The organism is Massilia timonae (genome assembly GCF_001866515.1).
Lineage (GTDB): Bacteria > Pseudomonadota > Gammaproteobacteria > Burkholderiales > Burkholderiaceae_D > Telluria > Telluria timonae.
Genome location: NZ_JRYB01000001.1, coordinates 1,889,547 through 1,914,651 on the forward strand (window position 1 = coordinate 1,889,547; position 25,105 = coordinate 1,914,651).

Here is a 25,105-nt window from a genome sequence, read left to right on the forward strand (position 1 = left end):
TCTCCTCTCAACATCGTTTTTCATCGCGGCGAATTCTTGTCGTTCGCCGATTGCCCTTCGCCTTGCACGAAACATATCGCTAGCCCTGCCTTGCCCTTCGTGAACCAGCCGCGGACGCATCACGCCAGCAAACGGTCGAGCACATTGCGCGTGATGCGTTCGACGCGGCGGTCGCGCGGCCCGTCGATGACTTGCGCCCAGTCGGTGGTCCCGGCCGAGAACACGGTGCCGCCGCGCTGGTAGATGCCCAGCGTGGCGGCGTGGATGCCTTCGCGGGCGGCGTGCCGCTCGCGTGAAGGAAGATCTTGCCAGTGGCGGTCGAGGTGGCAGGCCGCCAGCACCTGGTAACCGTGCGGCGTGCCGGCGCGGTCGCACCAGGCGGACAGGGTCGCCTTGCCGCTGTCGTGGTCGAAGGCGGCGAGCGGGGCGCCGTCGCAGGCATGGCCGGCCAGGGGCGGCCAGGTGTCGTGGCCGAAGCGCTCGCCCTGCGCCAGGCCGGTGCCGGCGAATATCCAGTGGCTGGCATCCTGGACCCGGAACCCGCCGCTGTGGCGCGGGCCGTCGCGCCAGCCGCCGCCGTGGCGGTAGCTGGCGCCGCTCAGGCTGTCTTCTGGACGGGCCGCGCCGCCCGGCTGCCACCAGTGGTCGTGCGCATCCTGTGGTCCGTCCTGCCGGCAGACCAGGGCCGTGCCGCCGTCGACCAGGTGGATGCGCCACCAGCACAGCTTGGCGCCGAAGAAGGCGACGTTGCCGCCGCCTTCGACGAAGGCTTCGACGGCGTCGCGGCGCGCCTCGGTCCAGTATTCGTCGTGGCCGGCGCCGACCAGCAGCCGGTAGCGGCCGAGCAGGGCGGGATCGGCATGGATGTCGAGATCGGTGCAATAGTCGACCGCGTAGCCGCTGCGCTCGAGCCAGCGCACGAAGCGGGCGTCCCAGTGGGCGAACGTCTGGCGCGGCGAGCGGCAGTCGTAATGGTCGGGGGCGCCCCAGACCGGCCCGCCAATGCCGCCGCCCGGCCTGCGCAGCGAGACCCGCGCCCCAGGCGGCGTTGCGGCGCGCTGCGCCGCCGCCTGGTAGTCACCGCCGCCACCGCCGCTGCGGTTGTAGGCGTGGTAGGTGGCCAGCGGCAGCTTGTACAACAGGCGGCGCGCGGGGCGGCGGCCGGCGTCGGCGCCGCTCGGGACATGCACGGGGGCGGGGCCGCGGCGTCGGGTTCGGCCCGCACCACGAACAGGGCCGCGCCGGCATCCTGGTCGAGCCGCGGCGGGCGCGGACCGGCGTCTTCGAGCTGGGCCAGGTAGACGCCGGAGCGCAGCGACGGATCCAGCACCAGCGAGTAGTCGGGCCAGTGCCAGTCGTCGGCCGGATCGGCATCGACGGCATGCTTGCCGGGCAACCAGTCGCTGCGCATGACGGGCTCGAAACCATCGCCCCAGCGGTACAGTGCGGCGCGAAAGCGCGGCCGGTCGGTCGACACGTGCAGCTGCAGGCGTTCGCCGGGCCAGATGCTGGCATGGCGTGGGTAGCCGCGGATCATGCCGGCAACCCTGGTTCGTGGCGCTTCATGACGAGGTAGGGCGGCATGGCCAGGCCGTGCAGCGGCAGGCGCCGGAAAGTGGCGACGGCTTCTTGCGGCGTTTCGACCAGCGGCTCGTGCCTGCCGCACAAGGAGGTGCCCAGCAGCACCGGCACCCCGGTGCGCACTTCGAAGCCGGCCAGCAGGGCGCGCAGCACCGGATCGTCGCTGGGACCGACCGTCTGCAGGCGCGCGCTGCCGTCGACGTGGGTGACCGCCGCCAGCAGCGGCATCACGCTGCTGCGCACCGGGACCGCGAACTGCATGAAGGGCGATGGCGCCTGCAGGTCGAAATACTGGGACGCGCGCTCTTCGGCCACCATCGGGGAGAAGGGGCGGAACCACTCGCGCTCCTTGACGCGGGCGTTGATCCAGTCGCGCATGCGCTCGCGGCGCGGATCGGCCAGGATGCTGCGGTGGCCCAGCCCGCGCGGGCCGAATTCGCTGCGGCCCTGGTACAGGCCGACGACCCGGCCCGAGCACAGCAGGTCGAGCATGCGCGCGCACAGGGCGTCGCGCCCGCGCGGATGCTCGACGATCAGGTCGCTCGCGCCGTCGAGCGCCGCCTCGATGTCGGCCAGTTGGGGCGCCGGACCGAGATAGTCGTGGGTCCAGCGGAAGTCGGCGCTGCGGCCGGCCAGCTCGAGCAGGCCGTAGATGGCGCAGCCGAGGGCGGCGCCGGCCGCGCCCGGCGCCGGCGGCACGAACACGCGCCGGAACGGGCCTTCGCGCAGCAGGCGCGCATTGGCCGCGCCATTGAAGGCGGCGCCGCCGGTGAGGCACAGGTCGTCCAGGCCGGTGCGCCCGTGCAGCCAGCGGGCCAGCGCCAGCAGCGCTTCTTCGAAAGCGCGCTGGCCGGCCGCCGCCAGGTTGGCGCAGTCGGTGAAGCCGGCCTTGGGCGAGCCGAAGCGGAAACGCTCGGCGTCTTCGAGCAGCACCGGCCAGGCATGCGGGATGGCGACCTGCATGCCGTCGACCTCGAGCGGCGGCAGGCCGAGCGCGTGCGGATCGCCGTAGGGCGCCAGGTCGGTCACCTTGCCCTCGTTGCCCTGGCCCGGGAACAGCGCCTGGGTGAGCCTGGCGTAGAACATGCCGAGCCCGGCGGGGTGCTGGTCGCCATCCCCCCTCAGTTGCTGGCCGATGCGGGCGATGCGTTCGCGGTCGACGCGATGGCAGGAGGCGACTTCCCGCTGCCCGTCGGCCCCCACGCTGCCCCGGCCGCCCACGACCATCACCGCGGCCTCGCGGAAGGGAGACGGGTGGAAGGCGCCCACCACGTGCGCCAGGTGCTGCGGGATGCGGGCGCGGCGCGCGCCGCGGGCGAAGACGAGGGCATGGTCGCCATCGCCGCCGGCCGCCTCGCCGGCCACTGCGTTTGCCACCCCGCCGGCTCCCGCGCCGGATGCATGGCATTCGACCAGTACGTCGAGCGGCCGTTCGAGCCCGGACAGGTAAGGCAGGTAGAAGGTCTCGATGTCGCCCGGCTCTCCCGGGTGGTGCTGGTGGCGGGTGAGGCGCGCTTTCTGGATTGCCCATTGCACGTGTGAACCGTGCATGAGGCAGACGCTCGCATGCCGGTCGCGGTTTATGCCGAGCACAACGGGGGTATCGTCCATCGTCTTCTCCTGGTTAGCGCAGCGGCAGATCAGTGGGTTGAACACCGGGAACGACAGCCGGTGTATGCCGGATTGAAAGCAGCGGGCAGCGTGCGGTAGTCAGCCATTGGTAGTCAGCCATTCTTTGAGCGCGACCGTTCAGGATTAGTTCGCGGCCATGCGGCGAATTCGGCCGGCCGCGCCGGGCCGGCGCCGGTACGCTCACCGGAAAGGCGGTATCATCGATGGATCCTGGCCACCATTTTCCCGACCATGCTCCAGACGCCCGCCTCCTTCACGCCGCTGTTCGCGCCGCATCCCGACCCGGAACCCTTGAACTTCCTGTTCCACAAGGGACAGCTCCTGGTGCGCGAAGACGGGCCGGCATTGCCGGACGCGGCGGCGCTGGAGCGCATGGGCGTGGCGCGCGACACGCTACAGCCGCTGGGCTTGCTGGACGGACGGTATTGCCAGGCCGGCTGGTTCGACCTGGAGCCGGCGCTGCCGCCGGGCCATGCCTGGCGCGGCCTGCGTGCGCTGTTCGGGGTGATCGACGAGGCGCTGGTGGGCATCGCGGGAAGGGCGGCGCAAGTGGCCGAGTGGGCGCGCACCCACCGCTTCTGCGGCGTGTGCGGCAGCGGCACCGTGCTGGCCGTCGGCGAGCGTTGCTTCAAGTGCGTCAATTGCGGCCACATGGCCTATCCGCGCATCTCGCCGGCCATGATGGTGCTGATCCGCAAGGGCGACTCGGTGCTGCTGGCCAAGCACCTGCAGCATGCGACGCAGCGTTTCGTGCCGCTGGCCGGCTTCCTGGAAGCGGGCGAGTCGATCGAGGAAGCGATCCACCGCGAGGTGTTCGAAGAGGTGGGCCTGCGCGTGCACAATCTGCGCTACTTCTCCAGCCAGTCGTGGCCGTTCCCGCATTCGCTGATGCTGGCCTTCACGGCCGACTACCTCGAGGGCGAGATCCGGGTCGACGCCAGCGAGATCGCCGAGGCGCGCTGGTTCGGACCCAACGACGAATGGCCGGAGCGGGTGCCGCAGATGTCGATCTCGAGCGTCCTGGTGGACGCCCATCGCCCGCCCGGCCGCTAGGGATCGGACGGCACGCTCAGGACCGGGCCGGCGCCACCACCACGGTCACGCCATCCGGCGCGCGGGCGGCGGCCGGCGCCGGCGTGGGCGCCAGGGACTGTTCGACATTGAGCGGGGCCGGCTTGGCGCCGGTGCTGCGCAGGTTGATCGCGCGCTGCAGGATGTCGAACCAGAACGGCGCGCCGAACAGGGTGGTGCTGGCGGTGACCAGCCAGCCCGAGGCCTGCAGCGCGAAATCGGCATCGAGCAGCGGCGGAAAGGCTTGCCAGCCGATCGGCAGCACCCACAGCTGGGCCATGACGTCGGCGTCCAGCCCATCGGGCACGGAAGTGATGTGGGCCGCCATGGCGGGATGCTGCCACAGGGTCTGGAACAGGTGGATGCTGTCGATATTGAACAGGATCGTCAGCAGCAGCGAGACCAGGAACGAGATCAGGAGCTGGCGCCGCTTGTAGACGCCGGACAGGCGTTCCATGGCGGTCTCGAACCAGCCGGCAAGGGCCGCCTGGAAGCGCTGCAGGTCGCCGCCCGCCTGCTGGTACAGGGTCTGCAGGGTGCGCCGCAACTGGGGATCGGGAACCGCGGCGATGTCGGCCTCGAGCGAGCCCTGACCGCCGCGGATGGCGTCGATCAGCGCGATCGCGAAGTTTGCCGGTTCGATGTAGGATGGGCGCAGCCCGGCGGGCAGGCGTGCGCCGGGATCGAGCGCACCGGCGCGCGGGTTGACCAGCGGATGCGCGTACAGCGCCCGCGCCGTGGCGTCGAAGCGGGGATCGTTCAGCATGCGCTTGATGGCATCCTGCAGCATGCCGGCGCGCAGGCGGAAGCTTGCTGCCAGCGCTTCCTGCAAGGTGGTGACGACCAGCGCCAGGGTGCCGTAGCAAAATGCCAGGCCGATGGCGACTTCCAGAACCGTGCTGCCGAACATAGCGCTCTCCCAGGCTGGAACCACACTCAACGCTAAGCGATCTGTGTCATATCGGATTTAATTTTCCTCAAGAATAGGGCGGCCGCCAGCCGGCTACGGTGCTTACCTATATACTTGCGGCAATCGTTTTTTTAAGGTGCACCATGTCTGACAAAGAAGCTTTCACCGAACACGACTGGCGTCGTCTCCTGACCAGCCTGGGCGAAAATCCGGAACGTCCGGGCCTGGTCGAAACGCCGGCACGCGTCGCGAAAGCCTGGAAGCACTGGACCTCGGGCTACAACCAGGATCCGGTGGAAGTGCTCAAGGCGTTCGAGGATGGCGCCGAGGAATACAATGAACTGATCGTGGTGCGCGGCATTCCGGTCTACAGCCACTGCGAACACCACCTGGCGCCGTTCTTCGGCAAGGCCACCGTCGGCTACCTGCCGAACGGAAAGATCGTGGGCCTGTCGAAGCTGACCCGCCTGGTCGACATCTTCTCCAAGCGGCTGCAGGTGCAGGAACGCATGACGATGCAGATCGCCAATGCGCTGATGGAAGTGCTGGAACCGAAGGCCGTCGGCGTCGTCGTCAAGTGCCGCCATATGTGCATGGAAAGCCGCGGCATCCGCGCCATCGGCGAAGAAACCATCACCTCGACCCTGCTGGGCGAGCTGCAACCGAACCTGGCGCTGCGCACCGAGTTCCTCGCGCTGGCGCGCGACTGAGATCCCGGGAATAGGTTACCTTGTAAATACAACGGGAACCTGTTCCAGATCAGGACCTCCAAGTTGTTTTGGAGGTCAATATGGATCGTCCAGCCTATCCCAGCGATATTCCTCGCGAGCAGTTCGAGGCGATACGCGCCATGCTCGAGGCGGCCCGGCGCAAGACGCGTCCGCGCAAGCATGATTTATACGATGTGTTCTGCGCCGTGCTGTACTTCCTGCACACCGGCACTACCTGGCGTGCGATGCCGGCCGGCTATCCGCCCTGGCGCACCGTGCACGAATATTTCACCCAGTGGACCATGCAGCGCGAGAACGGCCAGTCGCTGCTCGAAAGCGTGCTGGAGAAAGCGGAGAGGCAGGCCGAACTCGCCCAGCTGCGCTCCTTGATGCACAAACGCTAGGCGCCCCGCACGAGCTGTCACTTTTTTGTCACATTCTGTTGCACTTTGCCAAAGGTGCGCAGGAATGGATGGGCTAAGCTATGGAAAAAGTTATCAATTTTTCATCAATAGCCCCGCGCCATGTTCGAGCACGTCAATCTGATCCTGTTTTCCGCCCTGAATGCCCATGCTGGCCTGACTGGCTGGCAATTGTTGGGGGCTATGTTTGCAGCCGAATGGCTGATTTTCCTGGTGCCTTTTTCCCTGGTCTTGTTGTGGGCCAGTGGGACGGGTCCGCGGCGCGAGGTGGCGCTGCGCGCCTTCCTGGCGGCGGCCTGTGCGCTGACCTTGAACGCCATGATCGGCCACCTGTGGTACAGCCCGCGTCCCTTCGTGGCCGAGATCGGCCATACCTTCCTGCTGCATGCCCCCGACAGCTCTTTCCCCAGCGACCACGCGACCAGCATCTTCTCGGTGGCGCTGGTGCTGGCCTTCAGCCGCGTGCCGCTGGCGCGCAGCCTGGGACTGGTGATGCTGCCGATCTCGCTGCTCGTGGCCTGGTCGCGCGTCTATCTCGGCGTGCATTGGCCGAAAGACATGATCGGGGCCTTGCTGGTGTCGGGCGGCTTTGCGCTGCTGGCCTATACGCCGCTGGCGCAGGCCGCCTGCGCACGGGCGCTGCCGGCGCTCGAACTGGTCTATCACCGGCTGCTGGCGCTGCCGATCGGACGCGGGTGGCTGCGGCCCTGATTATTCTTCAGTCGACGCTTCCGGCTTTTCGAAGGTCAGCTTGTCGTCATCGCCGAGTTCGAAGATTCCCAGCGGCAGGCCGGTGACGGCGTCGGCATCCGGCGCTGCCAGCTCGGTGCAGCCCGTGGTGTCGATCTGCCAGGCCTGGTCGTCGGCGCGCAGGGTATACACGTTGTTGCCGTTGCCGAACAACTCGACCTGCAAACCCGACAGCCATACCGACCCCAGCTCGAGCTGGCGCTGGCATTCCGGCAGGCGCGACATGATCACGCGCAGCGTTCCTTCCTTGGCCCAAAAGGTTTCTTTCTCGACCCTGACCGTGATCGCGTGATCGGTATTGGGATCGATGGAATAGGTGGCCGTCTCGATGAAGCAGCCGGTCAACAGCAGCGGAGCCAGGAGGATGAGGGGAAGGCGCATCGGCAGTGTCATTGTTCATTCATGCAACAGTGTGGTGTGCCGAGTATAGCAATAGCGATAAGGACGGCGCCAATTCAGGCGGACAGCATGGATTGTCGTTTTGCGCCATCATGCGCCGCATGGAAAAGAACGACTACGAAGTGCTCGGCGGCCCGACGGCCAGTCGTCCCGTGAAGATGTGGACCAGGGGCGTGCCGGTCGAGCCGGAGGCGAAGGAACAGTTGTCGAAACTGGCGCAACTGCCGTTCGTCTTCCACCATGTCGCCGTCATGCCCGACGTCCATGTTGGCAAGGGATCGACGATCGGCAGCGTGATCCCGACCCTGGGGGCGGTGATCCCGGCCGCGGTCGGCGTCGACATCGGCTGCGGCATGATGGCCGCCAAGACCACCCTGCGCGCCGACGACTTGCCCGACAACCTGGGCAGGCTGCGCAGCGCCATCGAGCAGGCGGTGCCGCATGGCATGTCGCCCAAGACACGGCACGCCAAGGGCCGCGACGTCGGTTCCTGGAACAATCCGCCGCCGACCGTCGATGCCGGCTGGGCCAGGCTCAGGAACGAGTTCGACGAGATCTGCCGCAAGTATCCGAAGCTGCGGCATGCGAACCACTACAAGCACCTGGGCACCCTGGGCAGCGGCAACCATTTCGTCGAGGTTTGCCTGGACGAGGAAAACTTCGTCTGGCTGATGCTGCATTCCGGCTCGCGCGGCGTGGGCAATGCGATCGGCACCCATTTCATCGAGCTGGCGCGCCAGGACATGCGGCGCCACATGGTCAACCTGCCGGACCAGGACCTGGCCTACCTCGAAGAAGGCACCCAGCACTACGACGACTACGTCGAGGCGGTCGGCTGGGCCCAGAAGTTCGCACGCATCAACCGCGAAGTCATGATGCAGAACCTGATCCACGCCGTACGCAGCGTGATCAAGAAGCCTTTCGAGACGCATGTGGAAGCAGTCAATTGCCACCATAACTATGTGCAGCGCGAGCGCCACTTCGGCAAGGACGTCCTGATCACGCGCAAGGGCGCGGTATCGGCGCGCGAAGGCGAGCTGGGCATCATCCCCGGTTCGATGGGCGCGCGCAGTTTCATCGTGCGCGGCAAGGGTAATCCAGAAAGCTTCAATAGCTGCAGCCATGGCGCGGGTCGCGTGATGAGCCGCACCGAAGCCAAGCGCCGCTTCACGGTGGCCGACCAGGAGCGCGCCACGCGCGGGGTCGAATGCCGCAAGGACGAAGGCGTGATCGATGAAATTCCGATGGCCTACAAGGATATCGACGCCGTCATGCACGCCCAGCGCGAGCTGGTCGACGTGGTCCACACCCTCAAGCAGGTGGTGTGCGTGAAGGGATGAGCGCCCCATCTACCATCAAGCGAGCCTGTCCATGACTGAAGACCAGAGCCTGACTGCCCGTCGCGGCAATGCGCCGGTTGCGCCACCCTCCGAGGTGCACGATCCGCAGCGCAATCCGGCGCCATCGACGCCGCCCGACAACCTGTGCCGCGCCGGCAGCTATGCCGGCCTGGTCACGGCGGTACGCAAGGCGCTCGAGCGCAACGCCGACTTCGGCAGCTGAATCTGCCGGGGATGCTAGCGCCGCGCCAGCGACAGCAGGTCGGCCGGCGCGCCGAACTCGCGCTCCGGCGCCACCCGGCGCAGCGTCTCGATCGGCGCATAGCCCCAGCTGACCGCGCCGAAGGCGATGCCGGCGCGGCGCGCGGCGTCGGCGTCGGTGGTCTGGTCGCCCACGTACAGCGCCTGCGACGGCGGCGTGCTCGCCAGCCGCACCACCTTGCGGATGCGCGCGGCCTTGCCGAAGATCGACATGCCGCATTCGTACTGCCGCATCAGGGCCGCCAGCTCGGGCCCGAGCACGGCGCGCACGTTCTCCTCGGCATTCGAGGAGACCACCGCCAGCCGCACGCCGGCGCGGTCGAGCTCGCGCAGGATCGGGCCGATGCCGTCGAACAGCGGGATGCGGCCGGCGCCGGTGACGGCGCGCATGCGGTCGATGAAGGAGCGCGAGGCGAACGGCAGCTTCCAGGCCGGCATGCCGACGTGGCGCATGACGTCGCGCGGACCGTAGTGGCGCAGCCGCTCGGCCTGCTCGGCGTCGACCCGCCGGAAGCCGTGCTGGTCGGCGATATCGTTGAACACGCTCAAAAAGAAGGGCCAGGAATCGGCCAGCGTGCCGTCGAAGTCGAAGATCGCCAGGCGGTAGCTCATGCGGGGAGCCGGGAAGGAGTGGTCATGGCGCGATTATAGGAGACGGCGGCCATGGGGTGACGCCTGGTTTCCAATCGCCCGCAGGCGCCGCGCGCTGCTGATCCAGGAACCGAGCGCGCAGCGCATCCTGGAGCGGGTCCGCGGCGCGCCGGTGGCCGCCTAGCGCACCGCCTGCAGCAGGCTGGCGCCATCGAGTGACTGGCGCAGCCGCGTCGAGTCGCGCCCCGGCGACATGCCGAAGAAGCGCGCGTACTCGCGCGAGAACTGCGAGCTGCTCTCGTAGCCGACCGCATGGCCTGCGCGCGCCGCGTCCTTGGCGCCGGTGAGCATCAGGCGCCGCGCTTCCTGCAGGCGCAGCTGCTTCTGGTATTGCAGGGGGCTCATCGATGTCACCGACTTGAAGTGCTCGTGCAGGGTCGACGAACTCATGCCCACGTCGCCGGCCAGGCGTTCGACGCTCAGCGGGCGGTTGAAGTTGTCCTTGATCCAGCAGATCGCGCGCGTGACTTGGGCCATGCGGCCTTCGCCGCGCGCGATGTGGCGCACCACGTCGGCGTGTTCGCCGGTGAGCAGGCGATAGTGCAGCTCCTTCAACAGCAGCGGGGCCAGCACCGGAATGTCTTGCGGCGCCTCGAGCAGGCGCACCAGGCGCGCCGCGACGTCGGCCAGGCCAGGCGTGGTCTCGCTCAGGAACAGGCCGCGCGCTGACGTCGCGCCGCGTGCGCGTGGCATGGGGCGCCCCGGCAGTTCGAGGTCGAGCGCGGCCAGCACCTGGGGATCGAGGTCGACCCGCAGGCACAGATAGGGTTCTTCCTTGCTGGCCTGGGTGACGCAGCCGGTCACCGGCAGGTCGACCGACACCACCAGGAACTTGGCCGGGTCGTAATGGAAATCGTTGCCGGCCAGCGACACCAGCTTGGCGCCTTGCGCGATGATGCAGACCGCCGGCGCATGCACCACGTGCAGCGGTTCGGTGGTGCGGTCGCTGCGGATCAGCCACATGCCGGAAACAGGGCTCCGGTGCATGCCTTCGATGGGCGCATGGCGGGCAATCAGGTCGGCGAGTTCACGGATCGCTTGCATCGTCGGTCTCCTCGTGGCGGTGGCGGTTCATGCGCCTATTACACCCCATAACGCGCGTGAAATGCTCCGCAAGGATTGCCCAATCCTCCGGCTACACCACGCCGCCGTTGGCGCGCAGCACCTGGCCGTTGACCCAGCCGGCCTCAGGGCCAGCCAGGAAGGACACGACACGGGCGATATCCTCCGGCTCGCCCAGGCGCTCCAGCGGCGGCAACCCGGCGAAATGGGCGATCTGCTCGGGCGTCTTGCCGTCGAAGAACAGCTCGGTCGCCACCGGACCCGGCGCCACCACGTTGACGCGGATACGGCGGCCGCGCAGCTCCTTGGCGAAGATCTGGCTCATCGTCTCGACGGCGGCCTTGGTGGCGCCGTAGATCGCGTAGCCGGGCGGCTTGAGGCCGACCACGCTGGTGGAAAAGTTGACGATGCTGCCGTCTTCGTTCAGGCGGGTGGCCGCTTCGCGCATGGTGTTGAAGCTGCCCTGCACATTGATGGCGAAGGTGCGCGCGAACAGCTCGTCGGAGGTATCGGCCAGCGGCACCGTCTTGAGGATGCCGGCATTGTTGACCAGGACGTCGACCTTGCCCAGCTCGCGCTCGGTGGTGTCGAACAAGGCGCGCACCTGGTCGGGCTGGGCGACGTCGGCCTGGATCGCGATGGCGGTGTGGCCGGCGGCGCGCAGGGCGGCGACGGTTTTCTCGGCTTCCTGGGTATTGCTGGCGTAGTTGATGGCGACGCGGTAGCCGTCTTCGGCCAGGCGGCGGGCGACGGCGGCGCCGATGCCGCGCGAGGCGCCGGTGACGATGGCAACTTTGGATGGGGTCATGGATACTCCTCGGGTTGGTTGAGGACTCCATGATGCGCTGTTATCGGAAAAAGATCATTGCTGCGAAACCACCATCATTGTTTCGTTGCGGATAATTATTTAGTAGCAGGGATTATTATCGGCAGTCATGCAGACGGTGGCGACCCGTTTGCGTTCCACGTAGTCCGGCCGTGGGACGCTGCCGTCGTCCGGGCAAGCGCCGGGGCCATTGCGGTTGCAGGCGACCGACTGGATCGTGTAGATGTGCTTGACGGTCGCTTCCGGCTCGCCGTTGGCGCCGGGGTGTTGGCCTTCGCGGAAGACGCGGTAGGAGCAGGTGACCGTGACCCGGAAACCGCTGGCGTCGACGAAATCGCCGAGGTCCGTGACGGCGCCCGTTGGCGTGCAACGGCTGCCCAGGCCCTGGTAGACCCATTCGATGCCGGCGCGCGCCGCCAGGCCGGCGCGGGCGCCGAGCAGGGCCTGGTTGACGGTGGCTTGCTGGGTATTGGTCAGCTGCAGCAGGGCTACCGCAATCCCGGCGACCACCACCAGGAACACGATCGCCGCGATATAGGCGAAGCCGGATTGTGGGCGCGTCTGGCTCATGGCACGTTGTCCACGTGGGCGCCGATGGTGAGCGGGACCGACTCGCCCTTGTCGCTCAGGGTCAGCTGCAGCTGGATGAAGCCGCTTTCCTGGGTCGCGCCCTGGTTGGGAGAATAGATGAAGGCGCAATGCGATACCTTGTCCGCCACCAGCGCGGCGCCGGCCGGCGCCGCTGCCGGGCAGGTCTCGTTGAAGTGGAAGCTTGCGTCGGCGAGGCGGTACAGCTTGCCTGCGCCGGTGCCTCCGGCCAGCTCCGCACCGAGGCACAGGTAGGTGACGACTTTTTCGTCCTTCGGCACGATGACGAAACGTCCGCCGTCATAGCCCGGCGGGACCCGGATGGGGGCGTCGAGGGTGATGCTGGACACCCCGGTGGCGGCGTTGGTGGGAGCGCCCGATGCATTGACGATGCCGACGTTCACCTGGTCATAAACGTCGCTCGTGTTCTGGTTGCCGATCACGATGGCATCGCCCGGCACGGGCGCATTGACGTAGTCGGTCAGCACGTCGAAGCGGTCCCTGGGTTCGGTATCGTCGAGGAAGTCGCCGGCCACAGTGTTGCCTTCGATGTGGGGACCCATGCGGTAGCGGCCGCCATCCTTGGTCGGCACCAGTTCCATGCACGTGGACGATCCGAGCCGCAGCGAATTGGGCACCGCGCTGCGCACTTCGCCGACGATCTTGCGCAAGGCGGTGTCGGCCTGGTTGGTCAGCGCCGCGCGTTGCCCGACCAGCAGGTAGCTGCGGATCGCCGGCAGCAGCTGCAGGACGAGCACGCCGCCGATGATGCCGATCAGGACGATGACGACGATCAGCTCGACCAGCGTGAAGCCGCGCGCGAGGGGGCGCTTCATGGCTGTCATGGCCTGGTCCTCCAGCCGGTGAGCTGCAATTGCTGGCCGCCGCTTTCCGTCACCACCACCTGGATGCGCCGGACATTGTCTGCATCGGCGATGTCCGTCAGCGTTGCCGGTGTGACGCTGACCGCGACGTCGTAGCGGTCGAGGCCTGCGATCGGAGCGCCGGCCACGTCGACGATGCCGCCGCTGGTCGCATATCCGTTGTAGTGAGTGACCTCGGTATAGTCGGCGCGGTTTTCAGGCTGTGCGGCACTGCCGCCCTCTGTGAGGTAGGGCTTGAGCATGATCTCTTCCATCATGGTTTCGGCGATCGCCAGCATCTGCTGGGTGATCAAGGGGTCGGCGCTGGCGACGTTGGCGCGGTTGTAGACCGCGACCAGGCCGGCCAGCGCCGTGCCCACGATCGCGATGGCGATGATCAGCTCGACCAGGGTCATCCCGGCCATGCGTTTAATTGACAAGGCCGGTCCTCCCGTCGACGTGGATCGTGCGCCGCACGCCGCTCGAATCGCTGACCGTGATGTCGAAGCCCGCGAGCGGCGCATTGCCCGCCGTGGCGGCGACCGTGCCGTCCGGACGGAAGAACAGGGCGGGCTGCGGGTTGTTCATGCTGATCTTGCCATCGCTGCTGTCGAAGGCGCCATCGTTGGCGCCGTCGAGCTGCAGGTTGCAGGCGGCCGTGCCGGCAGCCGTGCTGATGCGCAGTTCAATGCGCCGCTCGAAGGTCGTCACGCACACGATGCGGCGCTTGGCCACCGCGCTCTTCTGGGCGGTGCGCAAGGCGCTGGCCACCTGGTCGCCGAAGACGACGGCATTGATGCTGTTCCCGCCCATCAGCCGCGGAATGCCGATCGCGGCCAGCACGCCGATCAGCACCATCACCGTGATCAGTTCGACCATCGAGAAGCCGTCCTGGCGCCGCCATGCGCGCTTCAATTGAACACCTCGCGCATGTGGATGATGCGTTTGCTCTCGGGCGCGAAGATGCCGAAGGTGGCGCGGCCGGATGGATCGGCGCAGCCGCCGAGCGATTGCAGCCAGGGCAGCTTGGCGCCAGCACTGGTGCGGATCGGGTCGGCCTTCAGGCAGGACTGGTCGTGCGTGGTGTCGATGCCGAGGTTGAAGGCAATGTCGATCCAGCCCGCCGCATCGCCCTGGACTGGCAATTTGGCCTTGCCGCCATCGAGCTTCAGATCGGAAAAGACCTGGGTCTTGGGCTTGGCGCCGCTGCCGTTGGCGTGGGCATGCGAGGTCTGGGCGATGGCCGCGGCAGGCACGATGGTGAAGTCATCCCTGTTGTTGAGGAGCCAGCTGGCGCCGCTCCAGTATTCCACCGTGACCGGTAGATCGAGCGTGGAGCCGGCGCGGCCGAACAGCGTGGCGATGCGCAGGCGCCCGCTGCGAATTTCCGGCTGCGCTTTTTCATGACTATCGTCGCCGCCCGAGCCGACCGTATTGTCGGCGTTCTGCGCGCGCAGGCGCATCACGCCGGGCGCGAGCGGCAGTCGCTTGCCATTGGCGTCGGCCGGCGAGGAATAGGTGGGATTGGCGCGCGCCACGCCCTTGGCGAAGGCGCTCGCCGCGATCGTCGCGGATCCCAGGACACCGCCGTTCGGGTTCGCTGTCTTGCCTTCCTTGTCGTAGGCAGTGAGCGTGACAGTCTGGCTGACGATGCCGTCCGAATAGTTTTCGGTCGCCTGGCCCGCGGCGTTCATTGCCGTGACCTTGACGGGAATCGGCTCGCCCGCATAGAAGAAGTCGAGCGGCTTGCGTGGCTCGTTGAACTGCTCGACCAGGAAGTACTTTGGAATGACCGGCCCGACGCTGGTGCAATGGTCGGTTCCGTTGGTGGCCTGCGTGCTGCCCACGGTGTCCAAGCCGGTATTCAGGAATGTCGTCTCCGTCTTTGCCGTCAGCTGAAGGCTGCCGGCTTCGTTCCACGACACCGCCGCGGTGGCCTTTCCTTCGCCGAACTCGAATGCTTTCTTCGTGAGTTGACCGGCTATGGCGCCGACCGGACGCACGCAGTTCAGGGAAATATTCGTCATGGTCGCGCTAGGCGGCAGCTTCGCCTTGTCGAAGTTCGCCGTGACCTTGTTGTTCTTGCTGAGCGCCGACACTGCCACATCGAACGTATCGCCCGCGTGGATCGGCCCTGCCGGCGCTGTGAGACCGAACTTGTAAGGTGCGACGCCAAAGGTGGCCTCGCCTTCCACTTCGCCGGACTTCGCTTTCAGGCCCAACTCACCGGCATCCTCGTAGGCCAGCGTTACCTTGGCGTCGCCATACCTGTCGAACAAGGTCGCCAGGGTTTGCGCCTTGCCGGCAGCGCAGGCGAGGGCGATGCCGCTGCCGCCGGTCACGTTCAGGGCTTCGCCGCCGGTGCCCGGCCGGACATAGGCGCAGCTGTATTCGACGTCGATCGTCTGTTCCTTGAACTTGGCGACGCAGGAGTCGGTGTTGTCGCTTTTCTCCCGGGCCTTGATGATCGCCTGGATGCTCTCGCCCGCCCTGAAAGGCTGGACCTCGATCTCGAAGCCGGCGCCGGCAAAGCTCATGTCGCAGCTATTCACGCTGTTCTCGCCGGGAGTACTGCGGATGCAGCGTACCGGCGTGGTGCCGCCGGACGTCAGGCGCAGCGTTTCGGAGCCCACCGTGTGGCGCGAGACGGTCGCCTTGACCGTGCCGGTGCTGCCGGTGTCCGCGCTCACGTTGCCGGGGAATAGCTTGACCTGCGCGCCGCCGGTGAACTTGCTGCTGCAATCGGCATTGGCGCAGGCGGCGACCGTCACCGATTCCGGCGCGCACACCGAGCCGCTGCCATCGTGCGAAATCAGGAAGTGGTCGAGCGCCCCGGCTGCCGGCTTGGGTGCCTCGCAGCGTGGCCCGTTGGCGGTATTGACCGGATAGTCGCTCTGGTTGTCGACGCAATCGCAGTAACCCGGCCGCGTGCCCTTCTTGCAGAAGATCTTTTCGCTGACGCGGCCATGCCAGTACAGGGTCGCGAAGTCGACCGCCGCATTGCCGTTGATGAGCGCGTCGGAGGCTTCCAGCTTGAGCTGGCCGGTGTCGACGTCGCCGTTGATGCGCACCGCGTGTCCCATGGTGAGGTATGTCGACGCCGTGACCTTGCCGGTGACGATGCTGCTGGCCGCATACATCTCGATTTCAGGCGAGGTGATATTGCCGTTGACCGTGCTGCCCGACGCCAGCGTGAAGCGGCTGGTGGCGACGATATCGCCTTTCAGGGTCACCGGCGAGCCGGTAGTGACGACGGTGCCGCTGATCGCGCCATCGATGTTCGCGTGCGAGCCGATCGTGATCGGCCCTTTCGAGCTCACCGTGCCGACGATGGTCGACGGGGAGTTGAGCGTGATCGAGTTCGTGCCGCTGACCGGCCCGCGGATCGTCGAATGGGAGCCGACCGTCAGGACGTCGCTGGCCTTGACCGTGCCGGTGATCGTGACCGAAGCGTCGGTGGTGATGGAGGTGCCGGTGACATCCGCGCCGACGGTGCTGCTGGAGCCGATCGACACCTTCCCCGTCGCGGTCACGCTGCCGCTGATCTTGACCGATGAGTTGGTGGTGACCTGGGCACCGCTGACCGAGCCGTTGACGATGCCGCTGGAGCCGATCGACACCTCGCCGGCCGACGCCACGTTGCCGGTCACGGTCACCGAGGAGTCGGCCGTGATGGACGAACCGCTGACTCCCGCGCCGATGGTAGTGCTGGAGCCGATCGACACGGCTCCCGTCCCGGCCAGGCTGCCGCTGATCCTGACCGACGAGCCGACGGTGACCTGGCCGCCGCTGACCGAGCCGTTGATGATGGCGCTGGTGGCGACCGACACCGCGCCTTTCGAGACCATATTGCCGGTGATCTGGAAGCCCGCTTCGCCCCCGAGCGTCATGGAGCCGGCCGTCACGTTGGCGGTCACGCGGACCGGCCTGGTCAGGGAGAACTCGCCGGCCGCGTCGAACGAACCCCCGGAGATTCTGATCTTTTCCGGGTTGATCCCGTTGAGGTTGATGGAACCCCCGCTGCTCAGGCGCGCGCTGCCGGACATCGACACGCCATAGTCCCAGCCCGGACTGATACTGGATCTGATATGGACGCTGTAGCCGTTGGCGATCGCCATCGAGTCGTCCCATGCGCTCGAGGGCAGGTTGCCGCAGGTGTATGCCTTGCCGTCGAGTTGGCAACCTTTCACCCTGCTTCCATTGAAGGCATGCACCTCGCCAGCTTGCGCCGGCGCCTGCGTCAGGCACAGCACGCACAGCAGCATCCACGTCCACAGGCGCAGCGCTGGAATTGCTGTAAGAACGGAAGGAAAATGCACGAAGACCCTGACGCTAAGCGTAATTCCCGAAAGTGTGCACCGGATTGCCGCCAGGCGACAATAAGTTTTTCACTTCGGCAACGATCTGGTCGCATTCCCGCCCAAGAATGCGTTCCCCGGACAACGGTGTGTGACTATCATGGAAACAGACTTACAATAGTTTCCACCTTACTAACGCTTGCGGACACCATGGCCCATATTCAACCAGCCGGCTGGCGCGAGATGGCGGTCACCGGCGCCGCCGCGCGCGAGATCGAAACCCTGACGTATCTCGAGCAGCGCCTGGCCGACACCCCCTACGTCATCTACCACGGCGTGCACTGGACCAATGTCGAGCAGGGTTACTCGGTGTATGGCGACGTCGATTTCATCGTGCTCGCCCCGAACGGCCGCATCCTGGTGATCGAGCAGGTCGCCGGCTTCCTGAACGAGACCCCGGAAGGCCTGGTGAAAAGCTACCAGGGCAAGCCGCGCAAGATCCGCAGCCAGATCCTGGCGACCATCGAGGGGCTGACCAAGCGCTACCACGGCACGCTGTCGGTCGACTATCTGCTGTACTGCCCCGACTACATCGTGCGCGACCAGCAGCTGGCCGGGATCGACCCGGACCACATCATCGACGCCACCAACAAGCCCAAGCTGGCGCGGGTGATCCGCGAGTCGCTGCCGGTCACCGACCGCACCGACGACTTCGACAAGGTCACGCGCTTTTTGGGCGACACGCTGAACCTGCGGCCCGATCCCAGCGCCATGATCGGCAATGCGGTGAAGATGGTGACGCGGCTGTCGGGCGGCCTGGCGACATGGGCCCGGCGGCTGGAATTTTCTCCGTTCCGCCTGCACGTGATCGGCACCGCCGGCAGCGGCAAGACCCAGCTGGCGCTGGCCGAATACACGGCCGCGCTCGACGCCGGCCTGCGCCCGCTCTACGTCTGCTTCAACCGGCCGCTGGCCGACCACATCGAACGCCTGGTCCCGGCCGGCGGGCGGGTGGCCACCTTCCACATGCTGTCCGACGCCTGGCTGCGCGCACAGGACGTCACGCCCGACTACGGCGCGGCCGACGTCTGGGACAAGATCGAGACGTCGATGACGGACGCCGAGCTGCCCGAAACCTGGCAGTTCGACGTGGTGATCGTCGACGAAGGCCAGGATTTCTCGGTGGCCTGGCGCGACATCGTGCTGCGCATGCTCAAGCCGGGTGGGCGCGCGATCTGGATGGAAGACCCGGACCAGAACCTGTACGGCCGCGCGATGGTGCCGCTGCCGGGCTGGGTGACCCTGCATTCGCACACCAACTACCGCAGCCCGCGCCAGATCGTCGACATGCTGACGGCGCTCGGCGCCGCGCGCCAGCCGGTGGAGGCGGGCAGCCCGTTCAAGGGCGCCGACATCGAGGAGCTGACGTATCCGGAAGGGGACGAGGAAGCGATGCTGGCGCAGACCCGGCGCGCCGTCACTTCGTGCCTGGCTGCGGGCTTCGGGCGCCAGGACATCGCGATCTGCGCGTTTCGCGGACGCGAAAAATCGGCCATCCTGAAGCTCGACCGGCTGAGCGATTCGCACACGCTGCGCTCGTTCACCGGGGCCTATGACTTGTTCGGGAACCCGGTGTTTCGCGAAGGGGGCTTGCTGGCGGAGTCGGTGTACCGCTTCAAGGGTCAGTCGGCGCCGGCGCTGATCTTCACCGAGATCGACTTCGAGGAGCTGGACGAGCGCGCGCTGCGCAAACTCTTCGTTGGCATGACGCGCGCGCGCCTGAAGCTGGTGCTGGTGATGAGCGAGCGCGCCTCGCTGCAGATGCTGGACCGGATGAGCGGCCCGGGCGCCACGGCGTGAAGCGCGCGCCGCCCGGCCCGCGCCGGCGTATAGTCGGTGCATCCGGCCACATCGGCAGGGCACAGGAGGCAGCATGCGCGAAGCGACCCCGGGCACCACGTTCCACGGCTTGCCATTGACCGCCGAACAGCATAGCGAGATCCAGCATTACATCCACCGCCGGCAGCGCGCCGGCGAGGACTGGGACACGCCGGAACTGCAGGCCATGCTGGCCGACATGCTCGATCCACCCGAGGCGGCCGTCCATTCGCGAGCCGACGACGATGCGTCGACCGCGGCCGAACGCTTCACGGCCGGCCGCGACGACGGCGAAGAGCCGATGCCGCATTGAGACAGTACGAACATTATTTTGTGCGCCGCACAAAAATGCTGTTATACTCGGCTGCTCGATCAGGCCACGCCTGGTCGAAAGTCCTCCGATCCGTGACCGCGCCTGTGCAGTGCGCGACTTTCCGGAGGACGTGTTTTCGGTATGTCAGTCAGCCTGTACAGCGGACGCACCGCGCAGATAGCGCGGGCGCCCATAGCTCCGGCACCACGCAGATAGCATGGGCGGGAGCGGCGATAAATCGGTAATGCTTTGAAACGAAGCCCGCAGGATGCGGGCTTTTTTTTCATCCCTCTCCTGGCGCTCGATGCCGGGCCCCATGATCCCCCCGCATCAACGACGCCCGGCGCCTGCCGGCGCCGCATCCCCAGGAGAACCCGCATGGCAAAAGAAGAACTGATCGAAATGAACGGCCTCGTGTCGGAAGTGCTGCCCGAACTGCGTTTTCGCGTCGAGCTGGAAAACGGCCACAAGATGATCGCCTACACAGCCGGCCGCATGAAGAAGAACCACATCCGCATCCTGATGGGCGACCGCGTCACGTTGGAGCTCTCGCCCTACGACCTGACCAAGGGTCGCATCGTGTTCCGCCATCTCGAGTCGCGCGGACCGGCCGGCCCGCGCCGCGCGCCGCAGCGCCGCCGCTGATCGATCGGCGGCGCCGGCAGGGCGTGCGCCGCCCCGCCTGGAACTTCAGGCCGCCAGCGCGGCCGGATTCTCTGCGCTCGCCGCCATGTGACGGTTCACCGCCGACAGCACCGACTTGAACGAGGCGGTCACGATATTGCTGTCGATGCCCACGCCGAACAGCGTCAGGCCATTCCCCACGCGCAGTTCGACGTAGCAGGCCGCGCGCGCATCGGCGCCCGAGCCGATCGCATGCTCGTGGTAGTCCATCAGGCGGATTTCCAGGCCCAGCGCGTTCACGAAGGCGTCGATCGGGCCATTGCCGGTGCCGGCGAAGGCTTGCTGCGCATGGTGGCGCGTCACGGTCACGTCGAGCTGGACTTCGTGCTCGCTGTCCTCGACCATGCGGTGCGAGATGTAGTGATACGGCTCGTCCTGTTCCAGGTATTCGCGCGCGAACAGGGCGTGCAGGTCGCCCGCGTTGATCTCGCGGCCGCTCTCGTCGGCCACGCGCTGCACGGCGCGCGAAAACTCGATTTGCAGGCGCCGTGGAAGCTGCAGGCCGTATTCCTGTTCCAGCAGATAGGCCATGCCGCCCTTGCCCGACTGGCTGTTGACGCGGATGACGGCGTCGTAGCTGCGGCCCAGGTCGGCCGGGTCGATCGGCAGATACGGCACTTCCCAGATCGCGTCGGGCTGCTGCTTGGCGAAGCCCTTCTTGATCGCGTCCTGGTGCGAGCCCGAGAAGGCGGTGAACACCAGGTCGCCCGCATACGGATGGCGCGGATGCACCGGCAGCTGGTTGCAGTCCTCGACCAGTTGGCGCACCGCGTCGATGTCCGAGAAGTCCAGGCCGGGATTGACGCCCTGCGTGTACAGGTTCATCGCCAGGGTGACCAGGTCGACGTTGCCGGTGCGTTCGCCGTTGCCGAACAGGCAGCCCTCGACGCGGTCGGCGCCGGCCATTACCGCCAGCTCGGCGGCGGCGACGGCGGTGCCGCGGTCATTGTGCGGGTGGACGCTGATGACCAGCGATTCGCGGTTGTTCAGGTGGCGGCACATCCATTCGATCTGGTCGGCATAGACGTTCGGCGTCGCCGCCTCGACGGTCGACGGCAGGTTGACGATCATCTTGTTGTCCGGCGTCGGCTGCCATACGGCGCTGACCGCGTCGGTGATCTGCTTGGAGAAATCGAGTTCGGTGGTCGAGAACGATTCCGGCGAATACTCCAGGCCCCATTGGGTCTGCGGATGCTGGGCCACCAGTTCCTTGATCAGCTGGACGCCCTTGACCGCAATCTGCACGATCTCGTCGCGCTCCATGCCGAACACCACGCGGCGGAACACCGGCGCCACCGAGTTGTAGACGTGGACGATGGCGCGCTTGGCGCCGACCGCCGACTCCACCGTGCGGCGGATCAGCTCATCGCGCGACTGGGTCAGCACGATGATGGTGACGTCGTCCGGAATGTGCTTGTCTTCCACCAGCATGCGCACGAAATCGAAGTCGGTCTGCGAGGCCGACGGGAAGCCGACCTCGATTTCCTTGATACCGATCTTGACCAGCATCTTGAAGAAGCGCAGCTTCTTCTCGACGCTCATCGGCTCGATCAAGGCCTGGTTACCGTCGCGCAGGTCGGTGCTCATCCAGATCGGCGGCGTGGTGATGGTGCGGCTCGGCCATTGGCGGTCGGCCAACGGGACGGCGGGGAAGGGACGGTATTTGGTGGCGGGATTGTTCAGCATGATCGGGGCTCCTGATGGGGTGGTCACTGGGCGACCTTGTGGGTCTGCGAGGTGGCGACAGGCTGCCGGACGGGCCACGAAAACGCTAGGCCCGGCAACCGATCGGTAGCTTTAGCAGCAGGCGAATGCCTGCGCGCGAGCCTGCCGCCAGGACGAGCCCGGTGGGAAAATGCGATGGTGCGAAAAATGGCGTGGTAGACATCGGTGCGAATCCTACTGCTGTTGGGGCCGGCGGTGCCGGGACGTACGGCGGAGCGTTACGCGCGTAGTAGCAGGGCAGCCAGCGATAGCGCGCCGGCGGCTGGTAGGGAGGTCGACAGATGCAGGGTGAAAGACATAATTTCGACTTTAAGGAACTCTTGGCCGTATGTCAAGCGGGAAAGTGCCGATTGTGGAAAAGAAAGTACGGGAAATTCGCCGCGTTGATTACGTGGGTTGTTTGGCGAAAGTGTCACTTCGACGCCGTGGGGCGCACTGGCGATGCAGTTTATGCAGCTACCATGGCTGAGAACAGCGGCCGGTAGTTTGCTGCGTGGTAGCATCGAAGACGGACCTTTTTGGAGAGATTCATGACTCGCCGTTCCGTGACTGACACTGCCCGACTTCGCCTCAAGCTGTGTGGCGCCGCCGCCCTGATGCTGCTGTGCTCCGCCTGTGGCGACGGCATACCGAAGGACGAGGACGACGAGGATGGCGGCGAATCTCCCCCGCCGCAGGCCGCGCTGTCGATCCTGGCGGGCGATCCGACGATCGAGGGCACGATGGACGGCGCCGGCACGGCTGCGCGCTTCAAATGGCCGCAGGGTATTGCGATCGATGCCGATGACAATCTGTATGTCGCGGACACCGGCAACTTCGTCATTCGCAAGATCACGCCGGCAGGCGTTGTCACGACGGTGGCTGGGGCGGCCGGCACCAGCGGCTTTGTCGATGGCGACGCGGGCAATGCCCGCTTCGGTAATCCGGTGGCCGTGGCGGTGAACAGGCGCGGAACAATTTATGTCGCCGATAATCTGCGCATCCGGAGCATTACCTCCGCTGGACGCGTCAGCACGACGGCCACGATCCCCATCGGGAACAACGTCAGCGACGGCCGGCTGGCCTCCGTGGTGCCTGGCGCGATCGCGGTCGATGCTAACGATAACCTGTTCATCACCAACAGCTACAGTACGCGCAGGATTGCGGGGGACAATACACTGATGCTGGAAGGCCAATCCGTCGTCAACAACCTGACGGGGGTGAGCCTGTTCGAGCCGCGCGGCGTGGCGGTGGACAACAACAACAACGTGTTCGTGTTCGACCTGGACCGCGAGATCAGCCGCTGGAACCCGAACGGCGTGATTGGCGTCAACAATATGATTTTCCTGGCCGGCGCAGCGAATGCCCGGGGATCGAACAACGGCATCGGCACCGCCGCGCGCTTCGAGCAGGTGGTGGCGCTGACGGTCGACCCGCGCGGCAATGTGTATGCAGCCGATGCGATCAACAACCTGGTGCGCAGGATCACGCCGGAAGGCGTGGTCACGACGTTAGCGGGCTCGACGCGCTCGACGACCCTGCGCACCGGCGACTTGCCGGGCAGCCTGGCCGACGTGCGCGGCATCGTCACGGATGGCAAGGGCAACCTGTATGTCACGTCCGGAAATGCGGTGGTCAAGATCAGGCTGCCGTAGGCGCTGACCCGCATCTTCGGATGATCGTGCAAGCTTCCCGGATGATCGAGCTACCGCGCGCCGGCGCGTGCGCTGCACACTAGCCGGAAGCGGAAGAGCCGGGATGGCCTTCCCATTCAACGATCATCAGGGAGTGCGATATGAAATTCTTTCGATCCGGTTCGGGTGGTTCGTCACGTTGGGCGGCTGCCTGGGTGTTGATAGCTGCGCTGGTGTGGTCTGCGTCTTCGGCGCGTGCCGACAGCGGCTCGGCGCAAGCGCAAGCCAACAAGGAAGCGGTTAATAAAGCATTCGCTGCCTGGGCCGCCGGCGGACGGACGTTCTTCGACGACATGCTGGCGCCGAATGTGGTCTGGACCATCAAGGGCAGCAGCCCGACCGCGCGCGTGCTTCGCGGCAAGCAGGAATTGATCGACGGCGCGGTCATGCCGCTGTCGACCCGCCTGCAACGCCAGATCCGGCCCACGATCCGCAACCTGTGGGCCGATGGCGATCACGTCGTCATCGAATGGGACGGCGAAGCGGTGGCGAAGGACGGCAAGCCTTATCGCAACAGCTATCTTTGGATTTTCCGCATGCAAGGCAGCCGTGCGATTGAGGTGACGGCCTATCTGGACCTGGCGCCGTATGACGACGTGTTGCGGCGTGTGCCGGCTTCGCAATAAACCCATGCAGGCCGTAATGGCGTTAAGTAAAGTGGAAAATCGTTCTTCAGTTAGCGTATGAACGTCGTTCCCGCGCAGGCGGGAACCTAATTTTTCACGCGTTTCGACGACGTTCGCAGCCTTGGGTTCCCGCCTGCGCGGGAACGACGTCGTGGCTGCTTTAAACTTAACAGCGCTATACTCAGGCCGGCATCACGACAGCCTGCTTTCCATACTCGACCATGCGCCCGCCGTGTTCACGCTGCCAAGCCGCGGCGGTCGGCTTGTCCGCAAACCAGATGTGCTCATGGTCGCCGAACGCGCCGAGATCGAGCCGGAAGCGGTCGAGCACTTCCGGCGGACGGCGGTCGATATCGCGCTTGCAGGCATCCCAGGTCGCGTAGCCCAGCTCCGCGGCCAGCGTGCGGAACATGTGCTTGAGCTGCAGCGTCGTGCGCGCGTGGTAGAGCTGTGTGACGCGCGTGTCCGCTGTCTTTCCAGCCGCATGCACGCGGCGCACGATGGGCAAGGCTTTGCTAGGCTGGTCCGAATGGGCGCTGCGCAGCATGGCGCGGGCGTGGCGACGCAGGAAATCGGTATTGGTGTCTGGAAGGGTGTTTCGATGGAGGCGCATGCCAAGTCCTTTTCACATGGTATTGGCCGCTCTCGCTACGGCATCAGTGAATGAACAGGGATCGAACTCCTGAGAAACGGTCACGTCGTGGACGTTGGCAGGTGCGCTGGCTTTCGCGAGAGTGGGCATCCTGCATAGCCCGGAGCGGATGGTAGCACGAGTTTTATGCCTTGTTGTCGCTGTGTTGCAAACGTGCCATGGCAAAAAAGGCGTAACCGGTCGCTGGTGT

At 66.3% G+C, this 25,105-nt stretch carries 24 protein-coding genes and 1 pseudogene; 11 read left to right on the forward strand and 14 right to left on the reverse strand.

Going from position 1 to position 25,105, the window contains the following annotated elements:
* Positions 1 to 119: 119 nt before the first annotated feature.
* A complete protein-coding gene (locus LO55_RS08155) occupies positions 120 to 1,190 on the reverse strand; it encodes a N,N-dimethylformamidase beta subunit family domain-containing protein (RefSeq protein ID WP_229410098.1) in 1,071 nt (356 codons plus the stop codon).
* Between the two features lie 343 nt (positions 1,191 to 1,533).
* Positions 1,534 to 3,117: a carbamoyltransferase C-terminal domain-containing protein gene (locus tag LO55_RS08160; protein WP_229410100.1), complete on the reverse strand. Its 1,584-nt coding sequence runs from the start codon at positions 3,115 to 3,117 to the stop codon at positions 1,534 to 1,536.
* A 327-nt stretch (positions 3,118 to 3,444) separates the two neighbouring features.
* Here LO55_RS08160 and nudC point away from each other — a divergent pair, with 327 nt between their 5' ends.
* Positions 3,445 to 4,266: an NAD(+) diphosphatase gene (nudC, locus tag LO55_RS08165; protein WP_083415247.1), complete on the forward strand. Its 822-nt coding sequence runs from the start codon at positions 3,445 to 3,447 to the stop codon at positions 4,264 to 4,266.
* Between the two features lie 16 nt (positions 4,267 to 4,282).
* On the opposite strand, the gene LO55_RS08170 is transcribed toward nudC, so the two are convergent.
* The gene (locus LO55_RS08170; RefSeq protein WP_071361098.1) at positions 4,283 to 5,194 is read right to left on the reverse strand and encodes a hypothetical protein; all 912 of its coding nucleotides are present in this window, start codon (positions 5,192 to 5,194) and stop codon (positions 4,283 to 4,285) included.
* A 143-nt stretch (positions 5,195 to 5,337) separates the two neighbouring features.
* Here LO55_RS08170 and folE point away from each other — a divergent pair, with 143 nt between their 5' ends.
* The 3 genes and pseudogenes from folE (at position 5,338) to LO55_RS08185 (ending at position 7,037) form a co-directional block, all read left to right on the forward strand.
* Positions 5,338 to 5,904 carry a GTP cyclohydrolase I FolE gene (folE, locus tag LO55_RS08175; RefSeq protein ID WP_005664537.1) on the forward strand — a complete coding sequence of 189 codons (567 nt, stop codon included), beginning with the start codon at positions 5,338 to 5,340 and terminating at the stop codon, positions 5,902 to 5,904.
* A gap of 80 nt (positions 5,905 to 5,984) precedes the next feature.
* Positions 5,985 to 6,257 (forward strand): annotated as a pseudogene (locus LO55_RS08180) (transposase); the annotation flags it as partial.
* Positions 6,258 to 6,539: 282 nt separating this feature from the next.
* Positions 6,540 to 7,037: a phosphatase PAP2 family protein gene (locus LO55_RS08185; protein ID WP_229409730.1), complete on the forward strand. Its 498-nt coding sequence runs from the start codon at positions 6,540 to 6,542 to the stop codon at positions 7,035 to 7,037.
* On the opposite strand, the gene LO55_RS08190 is transcribed toward LO55_RS08185, so the two are convergent.
* Positions 7,038 to 7,457: a hypothetical protein gene (locus LO55_RS08190; protein ID WP_229409731.1), complete on the reverse strand. Its 420-nt coding sequence runs from the start codon at positions 7,455 to 7,457 to the stop codon at positions 7,038 to 7,040.
* A gap of 119 nt (positions 7,458 to 7,576) precedes the next feature.
* On the opposite strand from LO55_RS08190, the gene LO55_RS08195 reads away from it, so the two are divergent.
* Positions 7,577 to 8,815 carry an RtcB family protein gene (locus tag LO55_RS08195; RefSeq protein ID WP_071361099.1) on the forward strand — a complete coding sequence of 413 codons (1,239 nt, stop codon included), beginning with the start codon at positions 7,577 to 7,579 and terminating at the stop codon, positions 8,813 to 8,815.
* Between the two features lie 31 nt (positions 8,816 to 8,846).
* Positions 8,847 to 9,038 (forward strand): hypothetical protein, encoded by a 192-nt coding sequence (locus LO55_RS08200; protein WP_005664542.1) that lies wholly within the window; start codon positions 8,847 to 8,849, stop codon positions 9,036 to 9,038.
* A gap of 14 nt (positions 9,039 to 9,052) precedes the next feature.
* Here the strand turns inward: LO55_RS08200 and LO55_RS08205 are convergent, their stop codons facing one another.
* From LO55_RS08205 to LO55_RS08240, 8 genes are all read right to left on the reverse strand, one after another.
* Complete coding sequence (locus LO55_RS08205) at positions 9,053 to 9,688, reverse strand: HAD hydrolase-like protein (RefSeq protein WP_071361100.1); 636 nt, start codon at positions 9,686 to 9,688, stop codon at positions 9,053 to 9,055.
* A gap of 159 nt (positions 9,689 to 9,847) precedes the next feature.
* Positions 9,848 to 10,771 (reverse strand): AraC family transcriptional regulator, encoded by a 924-nt coding sequence (locus LO55_RS08210; protein WP_071361101.1) that lies wholly within the window; start codon positions 10,769 to 10,771, stop codon positions 9,848 to 9,850.
* A 91-nt stretch (positions 10,772 to 10,862) separates the two neighbouring features.
* Positions 10,863 to 11,597 carry an SDR family oxidoreductase gene (locus LO55_RS08215; RefSeq protein WP_071361102.1) on the reverse strand — a complete coding sequence of 245 codons (735 nt, stop codon included), beginning with the start codon at positions 11,595 to 11,597 and terminating at the stop codon, positions 10,863 to 10,865.
* Positions 11,598 to 11,696: 99 nt separating this feature from the next.
* A complete protein-coding gene (locus LO55_RS08220; RefSeq protein WP_071361103.1) occupies positions 11,697 to 12,185 on the reverse strand; it encodes a hypothetical protein in 489 nt (162 codons plus the stop codon).
* Positions 12,182 to 13,039, reverse strand: a complete 858-nt coding sequence (locus LO55_RS08225) for a prepilin-type N-terminal cleavage/methylation domain-containing protein (protein ID WP_177185511.1) — start codon at positions 13,037 to 13,039, stop codon at positions 12,182 to 12,184. The genes LO55_RS08220 and LO55_RS08225 overlap by 4 nt, the downstream gene beginning before the upstream one ends.
* 5 nt (positions 13,040 to 13,044) lie before the next feature.
* The gene (locus LO55_RS08230) at positions 13,045 to 13,506 is read right to left on the reverse strand and encodes a type II secretion system protein (RefSeq protein ID WP_177185512.1); all 462 of its coding nucleotides are present in this window, start codon (positions 13,504 to 13,506) and stop codon (positions 13,045 to 13,047) included.
* A complete protein-coding gene (locus LO55_RS08235; RefSeq protein WP_071361106.1) occupies positions 13,496 to 13,981 on the reverse strand; it encodes a GspH/FimT family pseudopilin in 486 nt (161 codons plus the stop codon). Before LO55_RS08235 ends, LO55_RS08230 begins: the two co-directional genes overlap by 11 nt.
* A complete protein-coding gene (locus tag LO55_RS08240) occupies positions 13,978 to 17,331 on the reverse strand; it encodes a DUF6701 domain-containing protein (protein WP_071361107.1) in 3,354 nt (1,117 codons plus the stop codon). The genes LO55_RS08235 and LO55_RS08240 overlap by 4 nt, the downstream gene beginning before the upstream one ends.
* A 243-nt stretch (positions 17,332 to 17,574) precedes the next feature.
* Between LO55_RS08240 and LO55_RS08245 the strand changes: the two genes are divergently transcribed.
* The 3 genes from LO55_RS08245 to infA all read left to right on the forward strand — a co-directional run bounded on the left by LO55_RS08245 (position 17,575) and on the right by infA (position 20,200).
* Entirely contained in the window at positions 17,575 to 19,224 is a 1,650-nt protein-coding gene (locus LO55_RS08245) for an ATP-binding domain-containing protein (protein WP_071361108.1), read from the forward strand.
* Between the two features lie 73 nt (positions 19,225 to 19,297).
* Entirely contained in the window at positions 19,298 to 19,555 is a 258-nt protein-coding gene (locus LO55_RS08250; protein WP_005664552.1) for a hypothetical protein, read from the forward strand.
* A 378-nt stretch (positions 19,556 to 19,933) separates the two neighbouring features.
* Entirely contained in the window at positions 19,934 to 20,200 is a 267-nt protein-coding gene (gene infA, locus LO55_RS08255) for a translation initiation factor IF-1 (protein ID WP_005664553.1), read from the forward strand.
* 45 nt (positions 20,201 to 20,245) lie between these two features.
* Here infA and leuA read toward each other — a convergent pair whose 3' ends face one another.
* A complete protein-coding gene (leuA, locus tag LO55_RS08260; RefSeq protein ID WP_071363721.1) occupies positions 20,246 to 21,928 on the reverse strand; it encodes a 2-isopropylmalate synthase in 1,683 nt (560 codons plus the stop codon).
* A 566-nt stretch (positions 21,929 to 22,494) separates the two neighbouring features.
* Here leuA and LO55_RS08265 point away from each other — a divergent pair.
* Positions 22,495 to 23,598, forward strand: coding sequence for an NHL repeat-containing protein (locus tag LO55_RS08265; protein ID WP_071361109.1), 1,104 nt, complete (start codon positions 22,495 to 22,497; stop codon positions 23,596 to 23,598).
* Positions 23,599 to 23,738: 140 nt separating this feature from the next.
* Complete coding sequence (locus LO55_RS08270) at positions 23,739 to 24,263, forward strand: nuclear transport factor 2 family protein (protein WP_071361110.1); 525 nt, start codon at positions 23,739 to 23,741, stop codon at positions 24,261 to 24,263.
* A gap of 181 nt (positions 24,264 to 24,444) precedes the next feature.
* On the opposite strand, the gene LO55_RS08275 is transcribed toward LO55_RS08270, so the two are convergent.
* Positions 24,445 to 24,876, reverse strand: coding sequence for a hypothetical protein (locus LO55_RS08275; RefSeq protein WP_071361111.1), 432 nt, complete (start codon positions 24,874 to 24,876; stop codon positions 24,445 to 24,447).
* Between the last annotated feature and the right edge of the window lie 229 nt (positions 24,877 to 25,105).